The organism is Hydrogenophaga sp. 2FB, from assembly GCF_005503365.1.
In the GTDB taxonomy this organism is placed as follows: domain Bacteria; phylum Pseudomonadota; class Gammaproteobacteria; order Burkholderiales; family Burkholderiaceae_C; genus Hydrogenophaga.
Genome location: NZ_SCML01000015.1, coordinates 15651 through 35000 on the forward strand (window position 1 = coordinate 15651; position 19350 = coordinate 35000).

Annotated in this window: 19 protein-coding genes; 4 read left to right on the plus strand and 15 right to left on the minus strand. The window is 67.7% G+C overall.

From position 1 onward, the window contains the following. Positions 1–39: 39 nt before the first annotated feature. Genes FFS09_RS10765 through FFS09_RS10785 form a run of 5 tightly spaced genes read right to left on the minus strand, consistent with a single transcriptional unit; the run spans position 40 to position 5398 of the window. Positions 40–801, minus strand: a complete 762-nt coding sequence (locus FFS09_RS10765) for an SRPBCC family protein (protein ID WP_137918873.1) — start codon at positions 799–801, stop codon at positions 40–42. Continuing rightward, positions 791–1267, minus strand: a complete 477-nt coding sequence (locus FFS09_RS10770) for a (2Fe-2S)-binding protein (protein WP_137918874.1) — start codon at positions 1265–1267, stop codon at positions 791–793. The genes FFS09_RS10765 and FFS09_RS10770 overlap by 11 nt, the downstream gene beginning before the upstream one ends. A 3-nt stretch (positions 1268–1270) precedes the next feature. After that, positions 1271–2137, minus strand: coding sequence for an FAD binding domain-containing protein (locus FFS09_RS10775; protein WP_137918875.1), 867 nt, complete (start codon positions 2135–2137; stop codon positions 1271–1273). Beyond that, positions 2130–4415: a xanthine dehydrogenase family protein molybdopterin-binding subunit gene (locus tag FFS09_RS10780; protein WP_171019973.1), complete on the minus strand. Its 2286-nt coding sequence runs from the start codon at positions 4413–4415 to the stop codon at positions 2130–2132. The genes FFS09_RS10775 and FFS09_RS10780 overlap by 8 nt, the downstream gene beginning before the upstream one ends. 2 nt (positions 4416–4417) lie before the next feature. Further along, complete coding sequence (locus FFS09_RS10785) at positions 4418–5398, minus strand: Bug family tripartite tricarboxylate transporter substrate binding protein (protein ID WP_137918876.1); 981 nt, start codon at positions 5396–5398, stop codon at positions 4418–4420. A 248-nt stretch (positions 5399–5646) separates the two neighbouring features. Between FFS09_RS10785 and FFS09_RS10790 the strand changes: the two genes are divergently transcribed. Beyond that, complete coding sequence (locus FFS09_RS10790; RefSeq protein ID WP_137918877.1) at positions 5647–6213, plus strand: MarR family winged helix-turn-helix transcriptional regulator; 567 nt, start codon at positions 5647–5649, stop codon at positions 6211–6213. Here the strand turns inward: FFS09_RS10790 and FFS09_RS10795 are convergent. The 9 genes from FFS09_RS10795 to FFS09_RS10835 all read right to left on the minus strand — a co-directional run bounded on the left by FFS09_RS10795 (position 6210) and on the right by FFS09_RS10835 (position 13760). After that, complete coding sequence (locus FFS09_RS10795; RefSeq protein ID WP_137918878.1) at positions 6210–7175, minus strand: PDR/VanB family oxidoreductase; 966 nt, start codon at positions 7173–7175, stop codon at positions 6210–6212. The genes FFS09_RS10790 and FFS09_RS10795 overlap by 4 nt on opposite strands. A 10-nt stretch (positions 7176–7185) precedes the next feature. Next, positions 7186–8214: a Rieske 2Fe-2S domain-containing protein gene (locus FFS09_RS10800; RefSeq protein ID WP_137918879.1), complete on the minus strand. Its 1029-nt coding sequence runs from the start codon at positions 8212–8214 to the stop codon at positions 7186–7188. A 44-nt stretch (positions 8215–8258) separates the two neighbouring features. Beyond that, the gene (locus FFS09_RS10805; RefSeq protein ID WP_137918880.1) at positions 8259–8483 is read right to left on the minus strand and encodes a recombinase-like helix-turn-helix domain-containing protein; all 225 of its coding nucleotides are present in this window, start codon (positions 8481–8483) and stop codon (positions 8259–8261) included. Positions 8484–8501: 18 nt separating this feature from the next. Continuing rightward, on the minus strand, positions 8502–9476 hold the full coding sequence (locus FFS09_RS10810; protein WP_137918949.1) for a VOC family protein: 975 nt from the start codon (positions 9474–9476) through the stop codon (positions 8502–8504). A 144-nt stretch (positions 9477–9620) separates the two neighbouring features. Then, positions 9621–9986, minus strand: a complete 366-nt coding sequence (locus FFS09_RS10815) for an EthD family reductase (RefSeq protein ID WP_171019974.1) — start codon at positions 9984–9986, stop codon at positions 9621–9623. A gap of 10 nt (positions 9987–9996) precedes the next feature. After that, entirely contained in the window at positions 9997–10776 is a 780-nt protein-coding gene (locus FFS09_RS10820; RefSeq protein WP_252374322.1) for an SDR family NAD(P)-dependent oxidoreductase, read from the minus strand. Next, positions 10773–11663, minus strand: a complete 891-nt coding sequence (locus FFS09_RS10825) for an alpha/beta hydrolase (protein WP_137918882.1) — start codon at positions 11661–11663, stop codon at positions 10773–10775. The genes FFS09_RS10820 and FFS09_RS10825 overlap by 4 nt, the downstream gene beginning before the upstream one ends. A gap of 12 nt (positions 11664–11675) precedes the next feature. Continuing rightward, positions 11676–12671 carry a Bug family tripartite tricarboxylate transporter substrate binding protein gene (locus FFS09_RS10830; protein ID WP_137918883.1) on the minus strand — a complete coding sequence of 332 codons (996 nt, stop codon included), beginning with the start codon at positions 12669–12671 and terminating at the stop codon, positions 11676–11678. A gap of 51 nt (positions 12672–12722) precedes the next feature. Then, positions 12723–13760: a porin gene (locus FFS09_RS10835; RefSeq protein WP_252374323.1), complete on the minus strand. Its 1038-nt coding sequence runs from the start codon at positions 13758–13760 to the stop codon at positions 12723–12725. A 174-nt stretch (positions 13761–13934) separates the two neighbouring features. Here FFS09_RS10835 and FFS09_RS10840 point away from each other — a divergent pair, with 174 nt between their 5' ends. After that, positions 13935–14624: a GntR family transcriptional regulator gene (locus tag FFS09_RS10840; RefSeq protein ID WP_137918884.1), complete on the plus strand. Its 690-nt coding sequence runs from the start codon at positions 13935–13937 to the stop codon at positions 14622–14624. Between the two features lie 7 nt (positions 14625–14631). Here FFS09_RS10840 and FFS09_RS10845 read toward each other — a convergent pair whose 3' ends face one another. After that, positions 14632–15513, minus strand: a complete 882-nt coding sequence (locus FFS09_RS10845) for a transglutaminase-like domain-containing protein (RefSeq protein ID WP_137918885.1) — start codon at positions 15511–15513, stop codon at positions 14632–14634. Positions 15514–15674: 161 nt separating this feature from the next. On the opposite strand from FFS09_RS10845, the gene FFS09_RS10850 reads away from it, so the two are divergent. After that, complete coding sequence (locus FFS09_RS10850) at positions 15675–18224, plus strand: FtsX-like permease family protein (RefSeq protein WP_137918886.1); 2550 nt, start codon at positions 15675–15677, stop codon at positions 18222–18224. Continuing rightward, positions 18221–19339, plus strand: a complete 1119-nt coding sequence (locus tag FFS09_RS10855) for a carotenoid 1,2-hydratase (RefSeq protein WP_137918887.1) — start codon at positions 18221–18223, stop codon at positions 19337–19339. Before FFS09_RS10850 ends, FFS09_RS10855 begins: the two co-directional genes overlap by 4 nt. The last annotated feature ends 11 nt before the right edge of the window (positions 19340–19350 follow it).

Here is a 19350-nt window from a genome sequence, read left to right on the forward strand (position 1 = left end):
GGGCCGCTCGCCCGCAAACTCAGGCCGTCGACCTGCGTGCTACACCAGCGTGCGCAGCCAGGCCGCGCAGTCCTGCGAAGCCTGCACCGGCCAGTGCACGGTGATGGTGGTGTCGCCGCGGCGGACTTCCACGCGGATGTCCTGGCCCGTGGCGGCAGACGGGCCGCCCAGCAGGCGCGCCCAGAAGCCTGTGCGCTGTGTGACACGCGCTGGCACGGCTGGCGGTGTGGGTCCGCCCTGCGCCGCTGTCGGCTGCTGTGGCGCCGCCGGGGCAGGCACCTCGACCGGTGGGGCCGTGGGCACTGAAGCCGGCGCCACCACTTCGACGGCGACCCCAGCGGGAGCCGCCACCGAAGCCCCACCCAAACGCGCCGCCGCGTTCACCCCGAACTCATCCCACATGCGATCGGCCTTGGTCTTCATCACCCCCAGACCAAACGTGCCCATGCGCCCGAGCACATCCACCTTGACCTTCATGCGCAGCTCCGTGCCACCACCCTCGCGTTCTTGCAGCCACATCTCGCTGGTCTGCTTGAGCGAGCTGGCCACGGAGGCGTCTTCGCCCGTGCCTTCGGCGCGCAGGTAGCGCGGTTCGTCGCGTTCGACGATGCGGGTCTTGAGCTTGAAGCGCGCACTGATGAAGGCGATCTTCACCTTCATCACGGCGACGTACTCGTCGTCGCTGATCACGTCGATGGATTCCATGCCGGGCACGCAAGCCCCCATGGCGTTCGGGTCGAGCAGCAGGGCCCAGACACGCGCAGGCGGCGCGTCCAGCATCAGGGTTTTTTCAATTTCCACGCATCTTCTCCGCAGCGGTCAGGATGGATTCGACGATCTGGGTGTAGCCGGTGCAGCGGCACAGGTTGCCGTTGAGGCCATGGCGCACTTCTTCTTCGCTGGGCGACGGGTTGTTCGCCAGCATCGCGCACGAGGTCATGAGAAAGCCCGGCGTGCAGTAGCCGCATTGCAGGCCGCCGCATTGCATGAAGCTCTCCTGCAAAGGGTGCAGTGGTTCGCCCTGCGACAGGCCTTCGACGGTGGTGATGGCGCGGCCGTTGTGTTGCACGGCCAGGCTCAGGCAGGACTTCACGACCTGCCCGTCGACCAGCACCGAGCAGGCGCCGCAGATGCCGGTTTCGCAACCGCGTTTGGTGCCGGTGAGGTGCAGGTCGTCGCGCAGAAAGTCGGACAGCAGGCGCCGCGCGGGCACGGTGCTTTGTACGGCCTCGCCGTTGACGGTCAGGGTGATCGGGTGTTGGCTCATGGCTTACTCCTGGGGCAGGCCGAACAGGCCGGCGATGTTGCGTCGGGCGACCACTTGCACCATGTCGCGGCGGAAGTCGGCGTCGCCGCGCGCGTCGGACACGGGTTCGATGTCGGCGGCGACGATGGCCGCGGCTTCGGCCGCCACGTCGGCCGTCACGGTCTTGCCGGCCAGGTAGGCTTCGGCACGCGGCAGGCGCAAGGGGATCGGGGTGGAAGCACCGACGGCGATGCGCGCTTCGGTGCACACCGCGCCCTGGCGCCGTGTGACGAACGCCACGCTAACCAGTGGCCGGTGCTCGGCCGCCGTGCGCAGGAAGCGCGCGTACTGGCCGCTCGCATCGCTCGGCATGGCGGGCACGCGGATCTCGCTGAGCAACTCGTCGGGCTCGAGCGCGGTGGTGTAGTAGTCCACCAGAAATTCGGCCATGGACAAGACACGTTCGCCACGCTGGCTCGCCAGCACCACCTGTGCGTTGAGCGCCATCAAACAACCCGGTGGATCGGTGGACGGATCGGCGTAGCAAAGGTTGCCGCCGATCGTGCCCTGGTTGCGCACCTGCGGGTTGGCCACGCGCGAGGCCATGCTGGCCAACATGGGCCAGCGCTCGCGCACCAGGGGCGAGGCCGCGACTTCGGCGTGCAGCGTGAGCGCGCCGATGCGCAGGCCACCGCGCTCGTCCAATGCGATGCCGCGCAAGGTACCGATCCGGCCCAGCGACACCAGGTGCGAAGGCGTGAGCATGCGCTGGCGCATGCCAAGCATGAGCGCGGTGCCGCCCGCGATGACGCGGCATTCATCGCCCAGGTCGGCCAACATGCGGCTGGCTTCGGCCACGCTCGCGGGTTCGAGGAAATCGAAATCAAGCATGGGTGGTCTCCCGCAGGGCGCGCAGCGCGGCCAGCACTTTCTGCGGCGTGATGGGCAGGTCGGTGATGCGCACGCCCACGGCGTCGTACACCGCATTCGCGATCGCCGGTGCGCCCGGCAGGATGGCGGTTTCGCTCGCACCCTTGGCGCCGTGCGGGCCATTGGGTTCGTTCGATTCGACCAGGCCGCCACGCAGCATGGGCACGGCGTCTGCCGTGGGCATGTTGTAGTCGGCGAAGTTGCCGTTCATGATGCGGCCGCCTTCCACTTGCAGTTGTTCGTAGAGCGTCCAGCCCATGGCCTGCACGGTCGCGCCGTTGGTCTGGCCGTGGACTGCCAGCGGGTTCAGGGCCTTGCCGCAGTCGTCGCTGACGAAGCTGTCGAGCACCGTGACCTGGCCGGTCTGCGTGTCCACTTCCACTTCGACGGCCTGCGCCGCGAACGAATAGGCGGGCGCGATGTTGCCGTAGACGTTGGCGTCGTGCATCTGCGTCTGGGCGTCCCAACTGCCAGAGACCTGGATGCCTTCGCCGCCGTGGCGCCAGATGTGCTGGCGGGCCAGCTCGGCGAGCGTGCGCTTCTGCTGGGGATCGTCGCGCACCTGCACTGCGCCTGCCACGAACTCTAGTTGGTCTGTGGCCACGCCGAGCATCTGCGCGGCCACGGCCAGCAGCTTGTCCTGCGCGGCGCGCGCCGCGACGATGGCCGCGTTGCCCGCTGCCATGGTCACGCGCGAGGCGAGTGTGCCGATGCAGAATGGCGCGGTGTCGGTGTCGGGCGCGAGCACGTGCACATGCGCCAACGGCAGCTGGAGTTCGTGCGCCACGATCTGGCTCAGCATGGTCATCGCGCCCTGCCCCATGTCGCCTTCGCTGGATTGCACCACCACGCGGCCGTCTTCGTTGACCTTGATCACCACGGTGGAGCCGTCCCAGTTGCCGATGGTGCGGTTGCCGCTCACGTGCATGGCCGCGGCCATGCCCACGCCACGCCGCTTCGCGCCGTGTTGCGCAGGCCGTGCGCGCTTCTGTTTCCAGCCAATGGCTTCGGTGCACTGGGCGATGCATTCGAGCAAACCGGTGCTGCCGATCTCCCAACCGTGGATGGACGTTTCGCCGCGCCCGATGGCGTTGCGTTTGTGGATGTCCACCGGGTCGAGCCCGAGCTGCTCGGCCATGGTGTGGATGTGGCTGTTGAGCGCGAACAGCATCTGCGTGCCGCCAAAGCCACGAAACGCCCCGTGCGGCGGCGTGTGGGTGTAGGCCATGGTGGCGTGCGAGCGCACGTTCTTCAGCCGGTGCATGTTGTCGCTGCGCATGGCGCTGACGTGCATGACCTCGGGCGACAGGCCGCAGTAGGCGCCGCAGTCGGCCACGATGCGCACGTCCTTGGCGACGATGAGGCCGTCGCGCGTCATGCCCAGCTTGAGCGTGATGCGCTCGGGCACGCTGGAGCATGCGGCCTGGAAGTCTTCCAGCCGGTTGTTGACGAGGCGCACCGCGCGCCCGGTCTTGAGCGCGAGCAGCCCAGCCACCAGCTGGTTGTCGTCCTCGATGATCTTTCCGCCGAAGCCACCACCCACCGTGGCAGCCACCACGCGCACGCGCGAGACCGGCAACTCCAGCGCCGCGGCCAGGCGCGCGCGGGCCAGGAACACCGACTGCGTCGAGGTCCAGACCTGCAGACGGCCGTCCGGGTCGAGCGATGCCACGCTGGCCATGGGTTCGAGGTAGCCGGGGTACTGCGCGTGCGTGGTGTAAGTGGCCTCAAAGATCAGGTCCGCCTGCGCGAAGCCGTCTTCGATGTTGCCGCGCTCGAATTGAATCTGATGCGCCACGTTGCCGCGCCCGGGGTGCACGCCGGGTGCGTCGTCGTCCAGCGCTTCCTCGGGCGTGAGGATCGCGGGCAGTTCCTCGTACTCGATGTGGATCAGGTCCAGCGCATCGCGCGCGATCTCTTCGGTGGTGGCCGCCACGGCCGCCACCTCTTCGCCCGCGAAGCGCACCACGCCCTCGGCCAGGATGCGGCGCTCTTTCTGGTGCACGCCCCACAACGCGCGCGGCGCGTCGGCGCCGGTGAGGACCGCCTTGACGCCGGGCAAGGCCAACGCGGCCGAGGTGTCCACGCTGACGATGCGCGCGTGCGGATACGGGCTGCGCAGGATCTTGCCGTGCAGCATGCCGGCGACCTTGATGTCGCCCGCGTACACCGCGCGGCCCAGCACCTTGGCGCGCGCGTTGACCTGTGGCGTGTCCCGGCCCAGGGTGGATGCGCTCATGGTCAGTCGGCCTGGATGTTCAGGTCTTTGATCAGCCGGGACAGGCGCGCGTGGTCGTCGGCGTTGATCTTGGCCAGCGCCTCGGGTTTGCCACCCACCGGACGCGAGCCGAAGGTGGCCATCTTCTCGACCACGTCGGGCATGCGCAGGATCTCGTTCAGGTGCTCGTTGAGCAGCTTGACCACGGCCGGCGGCGTGCCCTTGGGCGCGAAGATGCCGTTCCACGCGCCGAGCTTCACGTCCTTGTAGCCCTGCTCGGCCACCGTGCTCAGGTTCGGGATCAGCGGGCTGCGCTCGCCGTCGGTGAGCGCCACGGCCACCAGCTTGCCGCTCTTGAGGTGCTGCTCCACCACGCCCAGCGTGACGTAGCCCATGCTGACGCGGCCGGCGAGCATGTCGGGAATCATCGGGCCCACGCCACGGAACGGCACGTGCTGCACCTGGATGCCCGCCGCGCGGTTGAGCCACTCGGCCACGATGTGCATCGGCGAACCCGCGCCGGGGCTGGCGTAGGTGAGCGGCTTGCCCGCCTTGGCCTGCGCCACCACGTCGGCCACGCTCTTGATGCCGCTGTCCGGGTGCGTCACCAGCAGCACCGACTGCATCGCCGTCAGCGCGACCGGCTCGAAGCCATTGAGCACGTCGTAGGTGGCGTTGGGCGCGAGCTTGAGCACCATGGGTGCGGTGGTGAAGGGGTTGGGCGTGAACAGCAGCGTGTAGCCATCGGGCTTGGCGCGGCTGACGTAGGTGTTGCCCACCGTGCCGCCCGCGCCCGGCTTGTTCTCCACGATCACGGGCTGCTTGAGCCGCTGCGACAGCTTGTCGGCGAACAAGCGCGCCGTGGCGTCGGAATCGCCACCGGGCGGATAGGCCACCACCAGGCTGATGGTTTTGTCCGGGTAGGCCTGGGCGGCAGCGCCACCCGCAAACAAGGCCGTGGCCGCCAAGGCCAGAGCCATCCACTGTCGACGATCCGTTTTCATCCATGCACTCCTGTGAAGGTGATTCATGCCATTGGTGGGGTTTCGGTCCGGTCGGTTGGTGCCGGTACACGGTTTCATATTGGAAACATAGGTTCACAACAGAAACGCATTCATCGTATTCCTTCGTCGTTGACTGATCAACGATGATTTCCCGATTTCTCACAACTTGTTACAATTTTGTTGATCGATCAACGACGAGATCGGGGCGCATCGTCGGCGAACGGGGTGGCTTCCACGAGAATGCCCGCATGCCCGAACACAAGACCGCCAAGACCTCGCCCATCCAGCCGGCCCTGCCCCCGGAACCGGGCCTCGACACCAGCAACCCCTGGACCGATCTGCCGCCCGATGGCGCGGGCCTGGCCGTGCACGACTTCCTGACCACGATGTTCAGCCACACCAGCAATGCGCTGCGGCGTGCCATCACCCTGCCCTACGCCGACCGTTTCCAGCTCACGGTGTCGGAATGGCGCATCCTCTCGGTGCTGGCGCACGCGGGCTCACTGCCGTTTTCGGAACTGGTGGAACTCGCGGCCGCCGACAAGGCGCAGGTCAGCCGCGCACTGCGCCTGCTGGGGGACCGGGGTCTGGTGGAGATGCAGACGCCAGGCCCCAAGGGCCGCAAGGGGCTGATCTGCCTGATGACACAGGCCGGTCAGGCACTGTACGAGGAGATCATGCCGCTGGCACGGCGCAGCCAGGCGGAGATGATCCTCACGCTCAGCCGGGAAGAGCGCAGCACGCTCTACACCGTGCTGGGGAAACTGCGGCGCCAGTGTGGCGCGGGCGCCGCGGACGTTTCGATCGACGCTTAGATATCGAGCACGAGCCGATCGCTCTTGCAGCCCGAGACGCAGACCATCATGGCCTTGTTGGTCGCGCGCTCGGCGTCGGTCAACACCATGTCGCGGTGGTCGGGCACGCCTTCGAGCACGCGCGTTTCGCACGAGCCGCAGATGCCCTCTTCGCAGCTGAACGGCACGTCGGCGTTGATCTCGATCAGGCGCTTGTGCAGCGTGGTGTCGGGTGTCACCTCGAACATCTGGCCGCTGCGGCGCAGCTCGACGGTGAACGAGGTCTTCGCATCTTCCGCGGCCGCGACTTCCACAGCCGTGAAGCGTTCGATGTGCGCGTTCGTGTGGCCGAGCGCGGCGCAGGTCTTCTCGAAGTTGTCGAGCATCACGGCCGGGCCGCAGGCGTAGTAGTGCTCGCTGCCGGTGACGGGCCGCTTGCCCAGCAGCGCGGTCAGGTCCGGCGGGCCGCCCTTCTCGTCGTCGAAGTGCCAGGTGACGGGCACGCCGAGCGCCTCGATTTCGTCGACGAAGGCCGCGCTCTTGCGCGAGCGGGCGAAGTACAGGAACTCGAAGTTCTTGCCCAGGTCCTTCAGGCGGCGCGCCATGCACAGCACCGGCGTCACGCCAATGCCACCGGCCACCAGCACCGAGTGCGTGGCGTCTTCGTGCAAGGCAAAGAGGTTGCGCGGCTCGCTGATGGTGATGCGCATGCCCACGCGCAGCTGCTCGTGCACGCAGCGCGAGCCGCCGCGGCTGGCGCGGTCTTTCAACACGCCCACGACGTAGCGGTGGCGCTCGTGGCTGCTGTTGCACAGCGAGTAGCTGCGCACCATGCCGTTGGGCAGGTGCAGGTCGATGTGGGAGCCGGCGGCGAACGCGGGGAACACCACGTCGGGCGCGGGACGCAGGTCCACGCTGATGATGTCGTCGGCCTCGTAACGCAGTGTGTGGACCCAGGCCTGCAAAGTGTTGATCGTGCTCATCCCGCGATTCTCACACGGGCTTGTCGAGCTGGGCCTTGGCCAGGTTTCTCAGGTGGCGTCGCAGGCGCACGATACCCATGTCGTGCGCGTACAGGTGCTCGCGCTTGTTGGCGTCGGGCTCCATGTTTTCCACGGCCACACGGTCTTGCTCGAGCACGTTCCAGTGGCGCTCTTCCAGGCGGTTCTTGTAGAGGAAGCGCCAGGTGTCGCGCTGCCAGCCGGTCACGCGGCGGCAACGCCAGTGGAAGACACCCGAGGTGCGGTTGCTGATGGGCGTGTAGCTGCCGATGATGGTGAAGTTGCCACCAGGGCCGCCGGTCTTGGGGTACGGAATTTCCAGGCGCATCACGTGGATGCCGGTGTCCATCCATTCGGTCCAGTCGAAGTTCACGCCGCGCTGGCCCTTCTTCTCGAAGCAGAAGCCGTTGGGGATGTCGCGGATCTGGAACTCGGCCTCGCTCGCGCCTTCGCTCATGGTGTGCGACTGCTTGTGCAGGTACACGCCGTGCATCGGGTCCATCACGTTGTCGACCACGTAGCGGTAGTCGCCGCCCCACTCGGTGTAGCAGAGGAAGTTCGACCACTCGGGCGAAGTCAGTTCTTCCGGCAGTTGCAGCGGCGGCGCTTCGTCCAGGATCGGGTTGCTCGCGTTGTAGAGAAAGATCGCGCCGGCGGCTTCGGCGGCGTGGAACATGCGCGCGGGGCGCGAGCCCTCGAGCTTGCAGCCGGGGCTGCCGGGCACGCGGGTGACGGTGCCGTCGCAGCGCACTTCAACGCCGTGGTACGGGCAGGCCAGGCGGTCGCCGAGGTTCACGCCGAGCGAGAGCGGCGCGCCGCGGTGCGGGCAGTGGTCTTCAAGCGCGTGCACCTGGCCGGCCTGGTCGCGCCAGAGCGCGATCTTGTAGCCCAGGCGGCGCAGCGAGATCGGGTCGTTCTTGACGAAACTGGACGGGCAGACCGGGAACCACAGGTCTTTGAGGCCGACTTCGAGGGCGGCGTCGACCGGGTCGAGCTGGACGTTGATGACAGAGGTATCCATGGACGTGTCTCCTGGCGGGTGGGGCTGTGTGTGTGGGGCGCGGTTCAGGCGCCGAGGCGGGCCATTTCCTGCTGGAAGGACGCTTCCGTCCAGCGCTGGCCATTGGGTCCGGAGGGGCCCGCGTCGTTGAGGTAGCCCACGACGCCTGCCAGGTCGTGGATGCCCTGCGCGTAGGCGCGCTCGATCGAGTCGCCCAACAGGCCTTCGTAGGACGTCGGCGGCGCGGTGCGCGTCTGGTGGGTTTCGTTGTACAGATCAGGGGTTCGCATGTCTTGTCTCCTTGATGATCATTCCGTGGGCGGCTTGACCTTGTCGGTCATGAACTTGCCGGTGGGCGCGGCGGCGTTGATCTGGCGGCGCGTATTGCCGTCGATGCCGCCCTTGATGGCCCATTCGGCGAACAGGGTCGGGCCGGGCGTGAATTCGCGCGGCTCCCAGTCGGCGGTGAGCTCGTCTTCGTCGGTGTAGTACTCCACCAGCGCACCCGCGGGGCTTTCGAAATACCAGAACATGGCCGATGAAATCGGGTGGCGGCCGGGGCCGAGTTCGGTGGTCCAGCCGCTGCGCGACATGTGCATGCCGCCGCCCACCACTTCGTGCAGATCGCGCACCGAGAAGGCCACGTGGTTCAGGCCCTTGCGCGGCTCGGGCGGCTGCAGCAGGAACAGATCGTGGTGGCCGCCTTCGGGTGCGCAGCGCAGGAACAGGCCGCGGTTGGGGTAGCTGTCGGAGACGGCGAAATCGAGGTTCTCGGTATAGAACGCGCCGGTGGCCTTGAGGTCGGTCACGAAGAACACCACGTGGCCCACTTCGACCGGCGTGGCGCGGTCGTAGGCCGGGCTACGCTGGTTCACGCGCTTGCGCTCGCTCCAGGTGTTGACGATGGCGCTTTCGATCTTCACGGCGCGTTTTTTCGTGAGCTGCAGGCGCACCGCCAGGCCGTTGGGATCGGTGCAGCCGATGCGGCCGTCGGCATCGACGAAGCCGGGTTGGCTCTGCAGGCGGCTGCGGTACAGCGCCAGGCTCTCGGGCGTGTCCACGCCCCAGACCACTTCGCGCAGCGTCGGGTCGGGCTCGACGCCAGCGGGCAGGCCGGGCTTGTCGGAATGGGCCACGACCACGCGGCAACCGTTGAGCGATTCGAACACCAGCTCTTGAGCGGCCTCGCTCACCAGCGTGAGGCCCCAGTCCAGGAAGAACTGCCGGCAACGCGGCAGATCGGCAGCGCCGTAAGTGATTTGATCAATGCCCAACACGCTCATGCTGTCTTCCTTGAAGTGCCTGGCCTTCGTGTCGGCCAAGCGTTTCTTTAGTAAATCCGTGTTTCCTACTTGAAACGACTTGAATTTTACCGATAATTCTCTCCAGTGGGAAGGGACTCGCAGAGTAATTTGCTCGGCTATGTTCTACACACGTTCGGCGACCCCGCTTTCAGCGGCCTGGACGGCTTCGTCCGCCAGCACTTTTTGTGTGATGTGGAACAACCGTCCATGGAAAAACGGCCAGATCTGCGCGATCCTGGCCTTCAGCGCCTGGCGAACGGGGTCGGCAAACGCGCGCTCCATGGCTTCCACCGAGTCGTAGCACGATTCGAAGGTCATGTACAACCGCGGCCCCTCGTCTTCAATGGACAAAGCCCGCAGCACGCGCACGGACCTGACGCCGGGAAAGTGCTTCATCAGCGGCACCACCTCGTCGGCCACGAAGGCATCAAAGCGATCGACGTCCTCCGGTTTGACAGTCCCTTCGAAACAAGCGGTTCGAACGATCATGGCGCCCGCCTCAGAGACCGAGGCCGCCGAGCGACTTGCCACCGTCCACAAAGAGCGTCTGGCCCGTGATGAAGCTGGTGCGCGGCGACGCGAGGAACGCGATGGCATTGGCGATCTCGCGGGGATCGGCAGGCCGCCCCATGGGCTCCAGCGCGCTGGCAGCCGCATGCTGCTCGGGCGTCATCGCGCGCGTCATGCCGGTGTCGGTAAAGCCCGGAGCGATCGAGTTGACCGCGATCTGTCGTCCGCGAAGGTCCATCGCCATGGCCCGGGTCAGGCCGACCACCGCGGCTTTCGACGCGACGTAATGCGCAAAGCCGGTCCCGCCCAAGGCCGCGCGCGAGGACACCGTCACGACCCTGCCGCCAGGCTTCATCCGCCGCGTGGCTTCCTGCGCGGCGATAAAAACGCCCAGCACATTCACGTCCAGGACGGCGCGAAAGTCCTCGTCGCTGATGTCGTCGAATGGCCGGGATGGGCCAATCCCCGCAGCGCACACCATGACGTCGACGCGAGCCTCCGCGGCGATCAGCGCCGCCACCTTCGGGCGGTCGCACACGTCGACGGCGTGGCCGGCAGCGTCATGCCCTGCCTGCGTGAGTTCCGCGACCAGTGTTTCGACGGGCTGTGCATCGCGATCGATCACCACGACGCGAAACCCGTCCTCGGCCAGCCGCAACGCGGTGGCGCGGCCGATGCCGGAGGCGCCACCGGTGATGAAAGCCGTTTCCTTGCCGGCGGGGGCGGGTGAAGTCTGCATTTTTTTCCTTTCAATACCGAACGCGTTCATGGTCGGCCGACCTTCAGAAGGTCCGCAAGACGCGAGTACCACGCTGCATCCGATTCGCGCAGGCAGGTGTGCGTCAAGAAATGGTCGAGGCCGGGCTCTTCATGCAGCTGGGACAGCCCCGGCTGCCTCGCCAGCAAGGCCGCCATGCGGCGATTCGAATCCACGACCCTGGCGCTATCGAATTCGCCATAACTGAGAACCATCGGGATGGTGTTTCCCACTGTCCAGCACAGCGGACTCATCACGGCATCGTCCGCGACATCCCTCAACACCATGCTGTAAACGCGTTCTTCCAGGCTGCCCGCTGCGGGCTCGGGGTGGTGCAGGTCCATGATGCCGCTCACGGGCAAGCAGGCTCGGATCGCGCTGGGCGGAATCCCGGCCCTGATCGCATCGTCCCGCCGCAAAGCCACCAGCGCGGCCAGGTGCGCGCCGGCGGAATGCCCTGCCAGATAGATGTGGTCGCTGCGACCGCCAAAGTGGGCCGCGTTGGCGATCACATGGCCCGTGACGGCCATGCTGTCTTCAAACGCCGCGGGCAGCCGGTGCGCCGGCGCCAGCCGGTAGTCCGGCGCCACCAGCACCATGCCCAGACCAACGACGGCCTGCGCCATGAAGGCCACGTACTCCTTGTAGCCATTGGTCCACCCTCCTCCGTGCCAGAAGATCAGGATCGGCGCGTCTTGCGCATCGCTCGACCGGTACACGTCGTAGCGCTGGTGCGGATCGGGGCCGTAGGCGCAATCGCGTGTCACGGCTATGCCGGGCGGTAGCGACTGATCGCGTGCCCAGGCCAACACGGTGTCTTCGTAGCGCTGCGCGGCTTCGAAGGGAAGTGCCTCTTGTTTCGGGAGGCGAGAAATGGGGTTCTGTGGATGGCTGTTCACGTGTTTTGCAGGTCAGTCCGCCTTGATGCCGAATTCGCTGACGAGTTTGCCGTAGCGAACATAGTCGGTGGCCACCAGTCTGGCCAGCTTCGCGGAATCGCCGCCCGCTGGCGTGAGCGCAATGACCTCCATGCGCGCGATGACATCGGGCATTTGCAGGATCTCGTTGACGTGCTGGTTGAGCAGCCGAACCAGATCGGCAGGCATGCCCTTGGGGCCCATCAGCGCCTGCCAGGCACCCACCTCGGCCCCTGCAATGCCCTGCTCCGCCAGCGTGGGCACATCCGGCAGGAAGGGCGAGCGCTTCGTGTCCGCAACGGCCAGCGGGATCAGCTTGCCCGATTTGATGTGCGGCGCGGCGGGGCCGAGCGTGGTGTACATCATCGGCACCGCCCCACCCACCATATCGGCGATGGCCGGCATGCTGCCGCGGTAGGGAATCTGCGTGATCTTCACGCCCGTGGCCTTGTTGAACAGTTCACCCAGGATGTGCATGGGCGAACCGTTGCCGGGGCTGGCGTAGCTGGCGATGCTGCCCGCCTTGGCCTTGGCGACCAGGTCCTTGACGGAGGTGGTCCCCGTTGCGGTCGCGGCCACGACGAACAGCGATTGGCTGCCGAGCTGGGCGATGGAGGTCAGGTCGGTGGTCGGGTCGACCGTGCTGCCCGCGCTGCCCGTGAGCACATGCGGCGTGATGGCGACGGTGTTGGGCGCGAGCAGCAAGGTGTGGCCATCCGGACGCGCCTTGGACACGTAGCCCGCCCCGATGGTGCCGGCGGCGCCCGTGCGGTTGTCGACCACGACGGGCTGCCCCAGTCGCGGGCCGAGCTTTTCCGCGATCAGGCGCGCCAGCACGTCGGTGTCGCCGCCCGCGGGATAGCCCACCACGATCGTGATCGGCCTGTTCGGGAAGCTCTGCGCGTGTGCAAGCGATGGCAGCGCCACTGCGGCGACGATGGAAAGAAGGAGGCGGGAAAGTGCCCTGCGGCTGTGATGTGGGGTGGTCATGGTGTGCGGTTCGGAAGAAGAGGAGTGGGAGGGGTCAGGGGGCGCAAGCACTCAGAACGCGTGGCGGATGCCGATGTTGGTGGCCTTGTCTCCCAGCCCTTGTTCGGTGGCGTTGCCGACGCGGTAGAAGCCCGTGGCCGAGCCCGCTGGCGCGTTGTTGTCGGTGCGTGCGATCGAGGCGTAGAGGCTGGTTCGCTTCGACAGCGCATGCGTGTAGCCCAGCGCCAGTTGGTTCGCGTCGTGGTTGGCCGCGGTGCGATCGTTCTTGCGGATGTACGACGCCATGAAACGCCCCGGGCCCACCGGCACGGACACGCCGAGCAGGACGTCGCGCGAATCGGCGTTCACCAGGCCAAACACCGCCGAGCCCTTGTTCACGACATAGTTGAAATGCGCCGTCGCCATGCCGAAGTCGTATTTCGCACCGAGGAAGGTGATCCTGGCCGGCACCGACGCCGCGCTGTTGGCGTTGTGATGGCCCAGCTTGACGTAGACCGGGCCCGACACATAACCGATGGCGCCACCGAACTGGCGCCGGGCGCTGCTGTCGCCGGGCGTTTCGCCCAGGCCGTAGACCACATCGGCCGTCCAGCCGGATTTGGCCACGTAGGCGTAGCGCACCGTGTTGTCCATGCGGTTGTTGCCACCCGCGCCGCCCGCGCTGATCAGGTTGGCGGAGGTGCCGGCCAGGCCTGTACTGAACGCGTCCGTCTCGGCCTGGATGAGGGCGACCGGTGTGTACTGGCGCCCGAGCGACAGGCTGCCGAAGCGGCCCTGCAGGCCCACGAGCGACTGCCGCCCGAACGCGAGACCGCCCTGCCCCAGCGTGCCGGTGTCGGCGTTGAGGCCCATTTCAAGGGTGTAGAACGCGGAGAGCCCGCCGCCGAGGTCTTCCGTGCCGCGAAAGCCCAGCCGCGACCCCGCGGACACGCCGCTGGTGAGCTTGGTGGCGCTTGCGCCATTGGGCCCGCCGCTCTCGTGCACGAGGCCCAGGTCGATCAGACCATAGACCGTGCTGGTGCCCTGCGACCAGGCGGCGCCCGCCACCAGAGCCATTGCGGGAAGAAAGGCGCAGTGTTTGAGTTTCATGGGTTCTTTCAAAAATCAGGTGGGTGAAAGCCCAGCGCCTCGCCGCCCAGGAAACCCCGCGCCCCGTGCCCGCCCTGGGGTGCGATAATTTCCTCGTTTGCGAAAACCTCTGGATTTCATGAAATATACAGATTTCATTAAATCTATTGATTCGTATAAATCTCTATTTACTTCATGAATCAGTTCGTTGTAGAAGACAGCCCCGTGGATGCGGGTTCGCGAACCGAGCGCGCCTACCAGCGCCTGCGACAGGAAATCCTGCTGGGCGAGTTGGCGGCGAACGAGCGTCTGCGTGTCGCCGACCTGGAAGCGCGCTTCCATCTGGGTCTGACGCCGATCCGTGAGGCGCTCGCCCGCCTGGCCAGTGAAGGGCTGGTGTCCATGGAAGCCAACCGCGGCGCCCGTGTGCTGGAGGTTTCGCCCACGGAACTGGCGGATCTGATGAAGACGCGCCGTGAAATCGAACGCCTTTGCCTGAGCGAATCCATCCGCCGCGGCGATTCACGCTGGGAGGCAGACGTCATCGCCGCCTTGCACGTCCTGGGCCGCACGCCATTGCCCGATGGCAGCGACAGCGCCACGAACCTGGAATGGGAGGCGCACCACCGCCGCTTTCATGCGGCACTGGTGAGCGCCTGCGGTTCGGAATGGCTGTTGCGGTTCTGGAACCAGCTGATGGACCATTCGCAGCGCTACCGCAAGGTCCGGCTCAAGGGACAGTTGATGGCGCGCGACGTGCAAGCGGACCACCAGGCGATCCTCGAGGCGGTGCTGCGCAGGGACGCTGACGCAGCGGTCGCCTTGATGGAGCGCCATCTGCTCGACACGGAGAAGGCGGCCCACGCCGCCATGCTGCAGCGCTAGCTGGCGGTCAGGGCTGCGCCTGCCAGCCGCCGTCGGTGGACAGGGCTTCCGGGCGGTGCACGGGCATCAGCCAGCCGTGCTCGCGGCTGGTCTGCGCCGAGATGTCGATGCGCGGAGCCTGGCTGTTCACGCCGCCGAAGATGGTGGCGAAGGAGGCGTCGGCCGCGTCGCGCCCGGTGCCGATGCGCACGAAGCCCATGGGGATCGCGGTGCCCGACGGATCGAAGATGTACCAGCGGTGGCCGATGTACGCCTCCACGTAGGCGTGGAAGTCGGTCGGCCCCAGCGCGGGATCGGCGCCGAAGTCGATCGCGGTGGTGAAGCGCGCGGGGATGTTGAGCGCGCGGCACATCGTGATCATGAGGTGCGCGAAATCGCGGCACACACCCTGGCGGTCTTTCATCGTGTCCAGCGCCGAGGTCATGGAGTTGCTCGCGCCCGACGTGAACGTCACCTGGCTCTGCACCCACTGCTGAATGGCCTGCACGCGGCGGTAGCCCCGGGGCAGGCCGCCGAACAATTCGTTGGCCATGGCGGTCACGCAGTCGGACTGGCAGTAGCGGCTGGGGTAGATGTAGGCCAGCGCCTCGGGCGGCAGTTGGGCCACCGGCGTCTCTTCCACGCTATCGGGGTCGGCCACGTGGTGCGCGATGTCCAGCGTGGCGCGGTAGCGCACCGACAAGGCACCGGGGTCGGCCGTGAGGCGCAAGGTGCGGGTGCGCGTCGCGGCGTCGGTGTGCATCAGCAAGGGCACAGGCTGGCTGACCTGCAATTGCTCCCAACTCACCGTCTGCTGTGGCGAGTACGCGGCCTGCACGTTGAAGATGAAATCGGCGCTGGGTGGCTGGATCTCGTATTGAAGATCGATGGCGAGGTGGATGCGAACCATGGGGATCACCGTGAAGAACGGGTGGACCTGCCTTTCGGCGGGCGGTAACGCGCGAAGCGCGCCGGGTGATCGGTGAACGCCGGAGAAGCGTTGGGGCCATGGTACGCGCACATCCGGGTTGCCGTCGGTGCGCTGCCCCACCAAGCGCTAAGCTCAACGCCATGCGCGCCCTGCTCTCCACCTTCTCCTTGCAAGAGCTGCGCCACCACCCCTGGCGCAACGCCTCGGCGATCGTGGCGGTGTTGCTGGGTGTGGCGCTGGCGTTCGCGGTGCATCTCATCAACGCGTCGGCGCTGGCGGAGTTCTCCAGCGCGGTGAGTTCGGTCAACGGGCAGCCCGATGTGGAACTGCGCGCGCGCCAGGGTGCGCTGGACGATGCTCTGCTCGCGCGCGTGGCCGCGCACCCCGGCGTCGCGCTGGCCAGCCCGGTGCTGGAGCTGCCCTTGCAGGTGATCGCACCCGATGGCAAGCGCCTGGACGTGAGGGCGGTGGGCGTGGACGCGCTGGTGGTGGCCGGGCTCTCGCCTGCGTTGATGCCGGTGACCGATACCGCTGCCGCCGACACCGGCACACGCCGCTTCGACCTCTTTGCGCCCGATGCCGTGTTTCTCAACGCGGCCGCGCAACAGGCCTTCGCCGGGCAGACCTCATTGCCATTGGCGAGTGGCCCACGTTTGCGCGTGGCCGGCCGCGTGAACGCGCCCGGCACGCCACTGCTGGTGATGGACGTGGCCGCCGCGCAAGCGCTGTCGCACCGCGAAGGGGAGCTCAGCCGCATCGACTTGCGCCTGGCGCCCGGCGCGCGCGCGAGCGATGTGCTGGCCACGCTGGAACTGCCCGCGAACGTCATCGCGCAACGGCCCGAGCAATCCGGCGAGCGCGTGAGCAACCTCTCGCGCGCCTACCGCGTCAACCTCACCGTGCTCGCGCTGGTGGCGCTGTTCACCGGCGCCTTCCTGGTGTTCTCGGTGTTGTCGCTGTCGGTGGCGCGGCGGCAGCCGCAGTTCGCGCTGCTGGGCGTGCTCGGTCTGTCCAGCCGCGAGCGCCTGCGCCTGGTGCTGGCCGAGTCGGCCCTGCTCGGCCTGCTGGGCAGCGCGCTCGGCATCGCCTTGGGCACGGGCTTGGCCGCGCTCGCGCTGCGCCTGCTGGGGGGTGACCTGGGTGGGGGCTACTTCTCGGGCGAGACGCCACCGCTGCTGTGGAGCCCATGGGCCGCCGCCGTGTACCTGCTGCTCGGCGTCGCCGCGTCGCTCGTGGGCGGTTGGTGGCCCGCGCGCGCGACCGCGCGCATGGCGCCCGCGCTGGCGCTCAAAGGCCTGGGCGCGCCCGCGCCGCCCGGCGCGCGCCGCCACACGCTGGCGATGGGCCTCGTGTTGCTGGCCGGTGCGCTGGCCTGGGCGCCACCGGTGGCGGGCATTCCACTGGCCGCGTATGTGTCGGTCGGTCTGCTGCTGGTGGGCGGCATCGCGGCGCTGCCGCTGGGTGTGGGCTGGCTGCTCGACCGCATCGCGCCGCGCATCACACGCCGCGCGCTGCCGGTGCTCGCGGTGGAACGCGCGCGCCGCCTGCGCGAAACCGCCGCCGTGGCCACCAGCGGTGTGGTGGCGAGCCTGGCGCTGTCGGTCGCGCTCACGGTCATGGTGGCGAGCTTTCGCGACTCGGTCACGCAATGGCTCGATGCGGTGCTGCCCGCGCAGCTCTATGTGCGCAGCGCGGGTGGCGTGGGCGACCACCACCATTTGCCGCCCGACTTCGTGGCGGCGGTGGCGCAGGTGGATGGCGTGGCGCGCGTGGACACCTTGCGCGCCACACCGCTGCAACTGGACCCGGCGCGCCCTGCCGTGGCGCTGCTCATCCGCCCACTCGATATGAAACCGGGTGGCGCGCTCAGCCTGCCGCTGGTGGGCAATCCCCTGCCCGCGCCCGAGGGCGAGCGCGTGGTGATGGTGTACGTGAGCGAGGCCATGGTGGACCTGTACGGCGCGAGGCCGGGCGGCTGGTTGCCCGCGATGGCACAGGCGTTTGCCGAACCGCCGGTGCGGGGCACGCGCTTCTTCGTGGCCGGCGTGTGGCGCGACTACGCACGCCAGCACGGCAGCGTTGTGATGGACCGCGCCGACTTCGTGCGCCTCACGGGCGACGCGCGGGTGAACGATCTCGCGCTGCACCTGCGCGATGGCGCGGACGAGAACGCGGTGCGCGAGCGCATCCGCGCCGTGGCTGCGCGGCACGGGGCGCAAGACCAGATCGAGTTTGCCTCGGTCGGCCAGATCCGCGCGAACTCGCTGCGCATTTTCGACCGCAGCTTTGCCGTCACCGTGTGGCTGCAGGCGGTGGCAATCGGCATTGGTCTCTTCGGCGTGGCCGCGAGTTTCAGCGCGCAGGTGCTGGCGCGGCGGCGCGAGTTTGGCTTGCTGGCCCACCTGGGCCTCACGCGCGGGCAGATCCTGGGCGTGGTCGCGCTCGAAGGTTTGGCCTGGACGGTGCTCGGCGCGATCGCGGGCCTGGCGCTCGGCCTGGCGGTGAGCCTGGTGCTGGTGCATGTGGTGAACCCACAGAGTTTTCACTGGACGATGGACCTGGTGTTGCCGTGGGCCCGGCTGCTAACGCTGTGCGCCGCGGTGGTGGTGGCCGGCACGCTCACCGCGTGGCTCGCGGGCCAGGCCGCGGCGAGCCGCGATGCCGTGCGCGCGGTGAAGGAGGATTGGTGAACATCGGTAGACGCCCCCTGTTGATCGCATCGGCCGGCGCACTCGCGCTGCCGCTTGCCCATGCGCAACACCGCCCCGGCGATGCGCTGAAACCGCGCGCCCTCGTGTTCCCGCGCGACCACGGCACGCACAACGAGACGCGCACCGAGTGGTGGTACCTCACCGGCCAGGCCCAGGACGCCGCGGGGCGCGATTTCGGCTTCCAGGTCACCTTCTTCCGCAGCCGCGTCGGCGGCACGCAGGACCTGCGCAGCACGCTGGCGGCCAAGCAACTGCTGTTCGCCCACGCGGCCATCACCGACGTGCGGGACAAACGCCTGGTGCACGACCAACGCATCGCCCGCTGGAACGGCGAGCCACCGGCGCAGACCGCGCGCGGCGCGTTCGCGAGCGAGAAGGACACGCACGTGGCCCTGCGCGACTGGTCGCTGCAGCGCCACGCGGACGGCCACTACACCGCGCGCATCAGCACCAACGAATTCGGCATCGACCTGAATACCGTGCCACAACAGGCCTGGCTGCTGCAAGGTGACAACGGCTTCTCGCGCAAGGGGCCAGCCCCCTCGCAAGCCAGCTTCTACGTGAGCCAGCCCCACCTGGCCGTGCAAGGCACGCTGGCCCTTCAAGGCCAGCGTTTTCAGGTGCGCGGGCGTGCATGGCTCGACCACGAATGGAGCGAAGCGATCCTGCACCCCGAGGCGGTGGGCTGGGACTGGATCGGCATGAACCTGCTCGACGGCCACAGCCTCACCGCGTTCCAGTTGCGCCGCAAGGACGGCAGCAAGCTCTGGGCGGGCGGCTCGTTCCGCGCCGCGGGCAGCGCGAAGAGCCCCACCGACCTCTACCGCTTCACCCCCGGCGAGGTCGACTTCAAACCCCAGCGCTGGTGGACCAGCCCGCTCACGCGCGCACGCTACCCGGTGGAATGGGTGATCCGCACGCCGGGCGATTTCTACACGGTGAAGGCGGTGATCGACCCGCAGGAACTCGACAGCCGCTCCAGCACCGGAACGGTGTACTGGGAAGGCCTGTCCGACCTGTTCGACAGCAACGGCAAGGCCGTGGGGCGCGGCTACCTGGAGATGACGGGCTACGTGCAACGGCTGGTGCTGTAGCGCGGCCAATT

Excerpts from the sequence above, each read along its gene's own strand:
- FFS09_RS10830 (WP_137918883.1), bottom strand. The coding sequence starts at position 12,671 with ATGACCACCCCACATCACAGCCGCAGGGCACTTTCCCGCCTCCTTCTT.
- FFS09_RS10845 (WP_137918885.1), bottom strand. The coding sequence starts at position 15,513 with ATGGTTCGCATCCACCTCGCCATCGATCTTCAATACGAGATCCAGCCA.
- FFS09_RS10850 (WP_137918886.1), top strand. The coding sequence starts at position 15,675 with ATGCGCGCCCTGCTCTCCACCTTCTCCTTGCAAGAGCTGCGCCACCAC.
- FFS09_RS10775 (WP_137918875.1), bottom strand. The coding sequence starts at position 2,137 with ATGCTTGATTTCGATTTCCTCGAACCCGCGAGCGTGGCCGAAGCCAGC.
- FFS09_RS10805 (WP_137918880.1), bottom strand. The coding sequence starts at position 8,483 with ATGCGAACCCCTGATCTGTACAACGAAACCCACCAGACGCGCACCGCG.
- FFS09_RS10800 (WP_137918879.1), bottom strand. The coding sequence starts at position 8,214 with ATGGATACCTCTGTCATCAACGTCCAGCTCGACCCGGTCGACGCCGCC.
- FFS09_RS10820 (WP_252374322.1), bottom strand. The coding sequence starts at position 10,776 with ATGAACGCGTTCGGTATTGAAAGGAAAAAAATGCAGACTTCACCCGCC.
- FFS09_RS10810 (WP_137918949.1), bottom strand. The coding sequence starts at position 9,476 with ATGAGCGTGTTGGGCATTGATCAAATCACTTACGGCGCTGCCGATCTG.
- FFS09_RS10835 (WP_252374323.1), bottom strand. The coding sequence starts at position 13,760 with ATGAAACTCAAACACTGCGCCTTTCTTCCCGCAATGGCTCTGGTGGCG.
- FFS09_RS10790 (WP_137918877.1), top strand. The coding sequence starts at position 5,647 with ATGCCCGAACACAAGACCGCCAAGACCTCGCCCATCCAGCCGGCCCTG.
- FFS09_RS10785 (WP_137918876.1), bottom strand. The coding sequence starts at position 5,398 with ATGAAAACGGATCGTCGACAGTGGATGGCTCTGGCCTTGGCGGCCACG.
- FFS09_RS10780 (WP_171019973.1), bottom strand. The coding sequence starts at position 4,415 with ATGAGCGCATCCACCCTGGGCCGGGACACGCCACAGGTCAACGCGCGC.
- FFS09_RS10795 (WP_137918878.1), bottom strand. The coding sequence starts at position 7,175 with ATGAGCACGATCAACACTTTGCAGGCCTGGGTCCACACACTGCGTTAC.
- FFS09_RS10770 (WP_137918874.1), bottom strand. The coding sequence starts at position 1,267 with ATGAGCCAACACCCGATCACCCTGACCGTCAACGGCGAGGCCGTACAA.
- FFS09_RS10815 (WP_171019974.1), bottom strand. The coding sequence starts at position 9,986 with ATGATCGTTCGAACCGCTTGTTTCGAAGGGACTGTCAAACCGGAGGAC.
- FFS09_RS10840 (WP_137918884.1), top strand. The coding sequence starts at position 13,935 with ATGAATCAGTTCGTTGTAGAAGACAGCCCCGTGGATGCGGGTTCGCGA.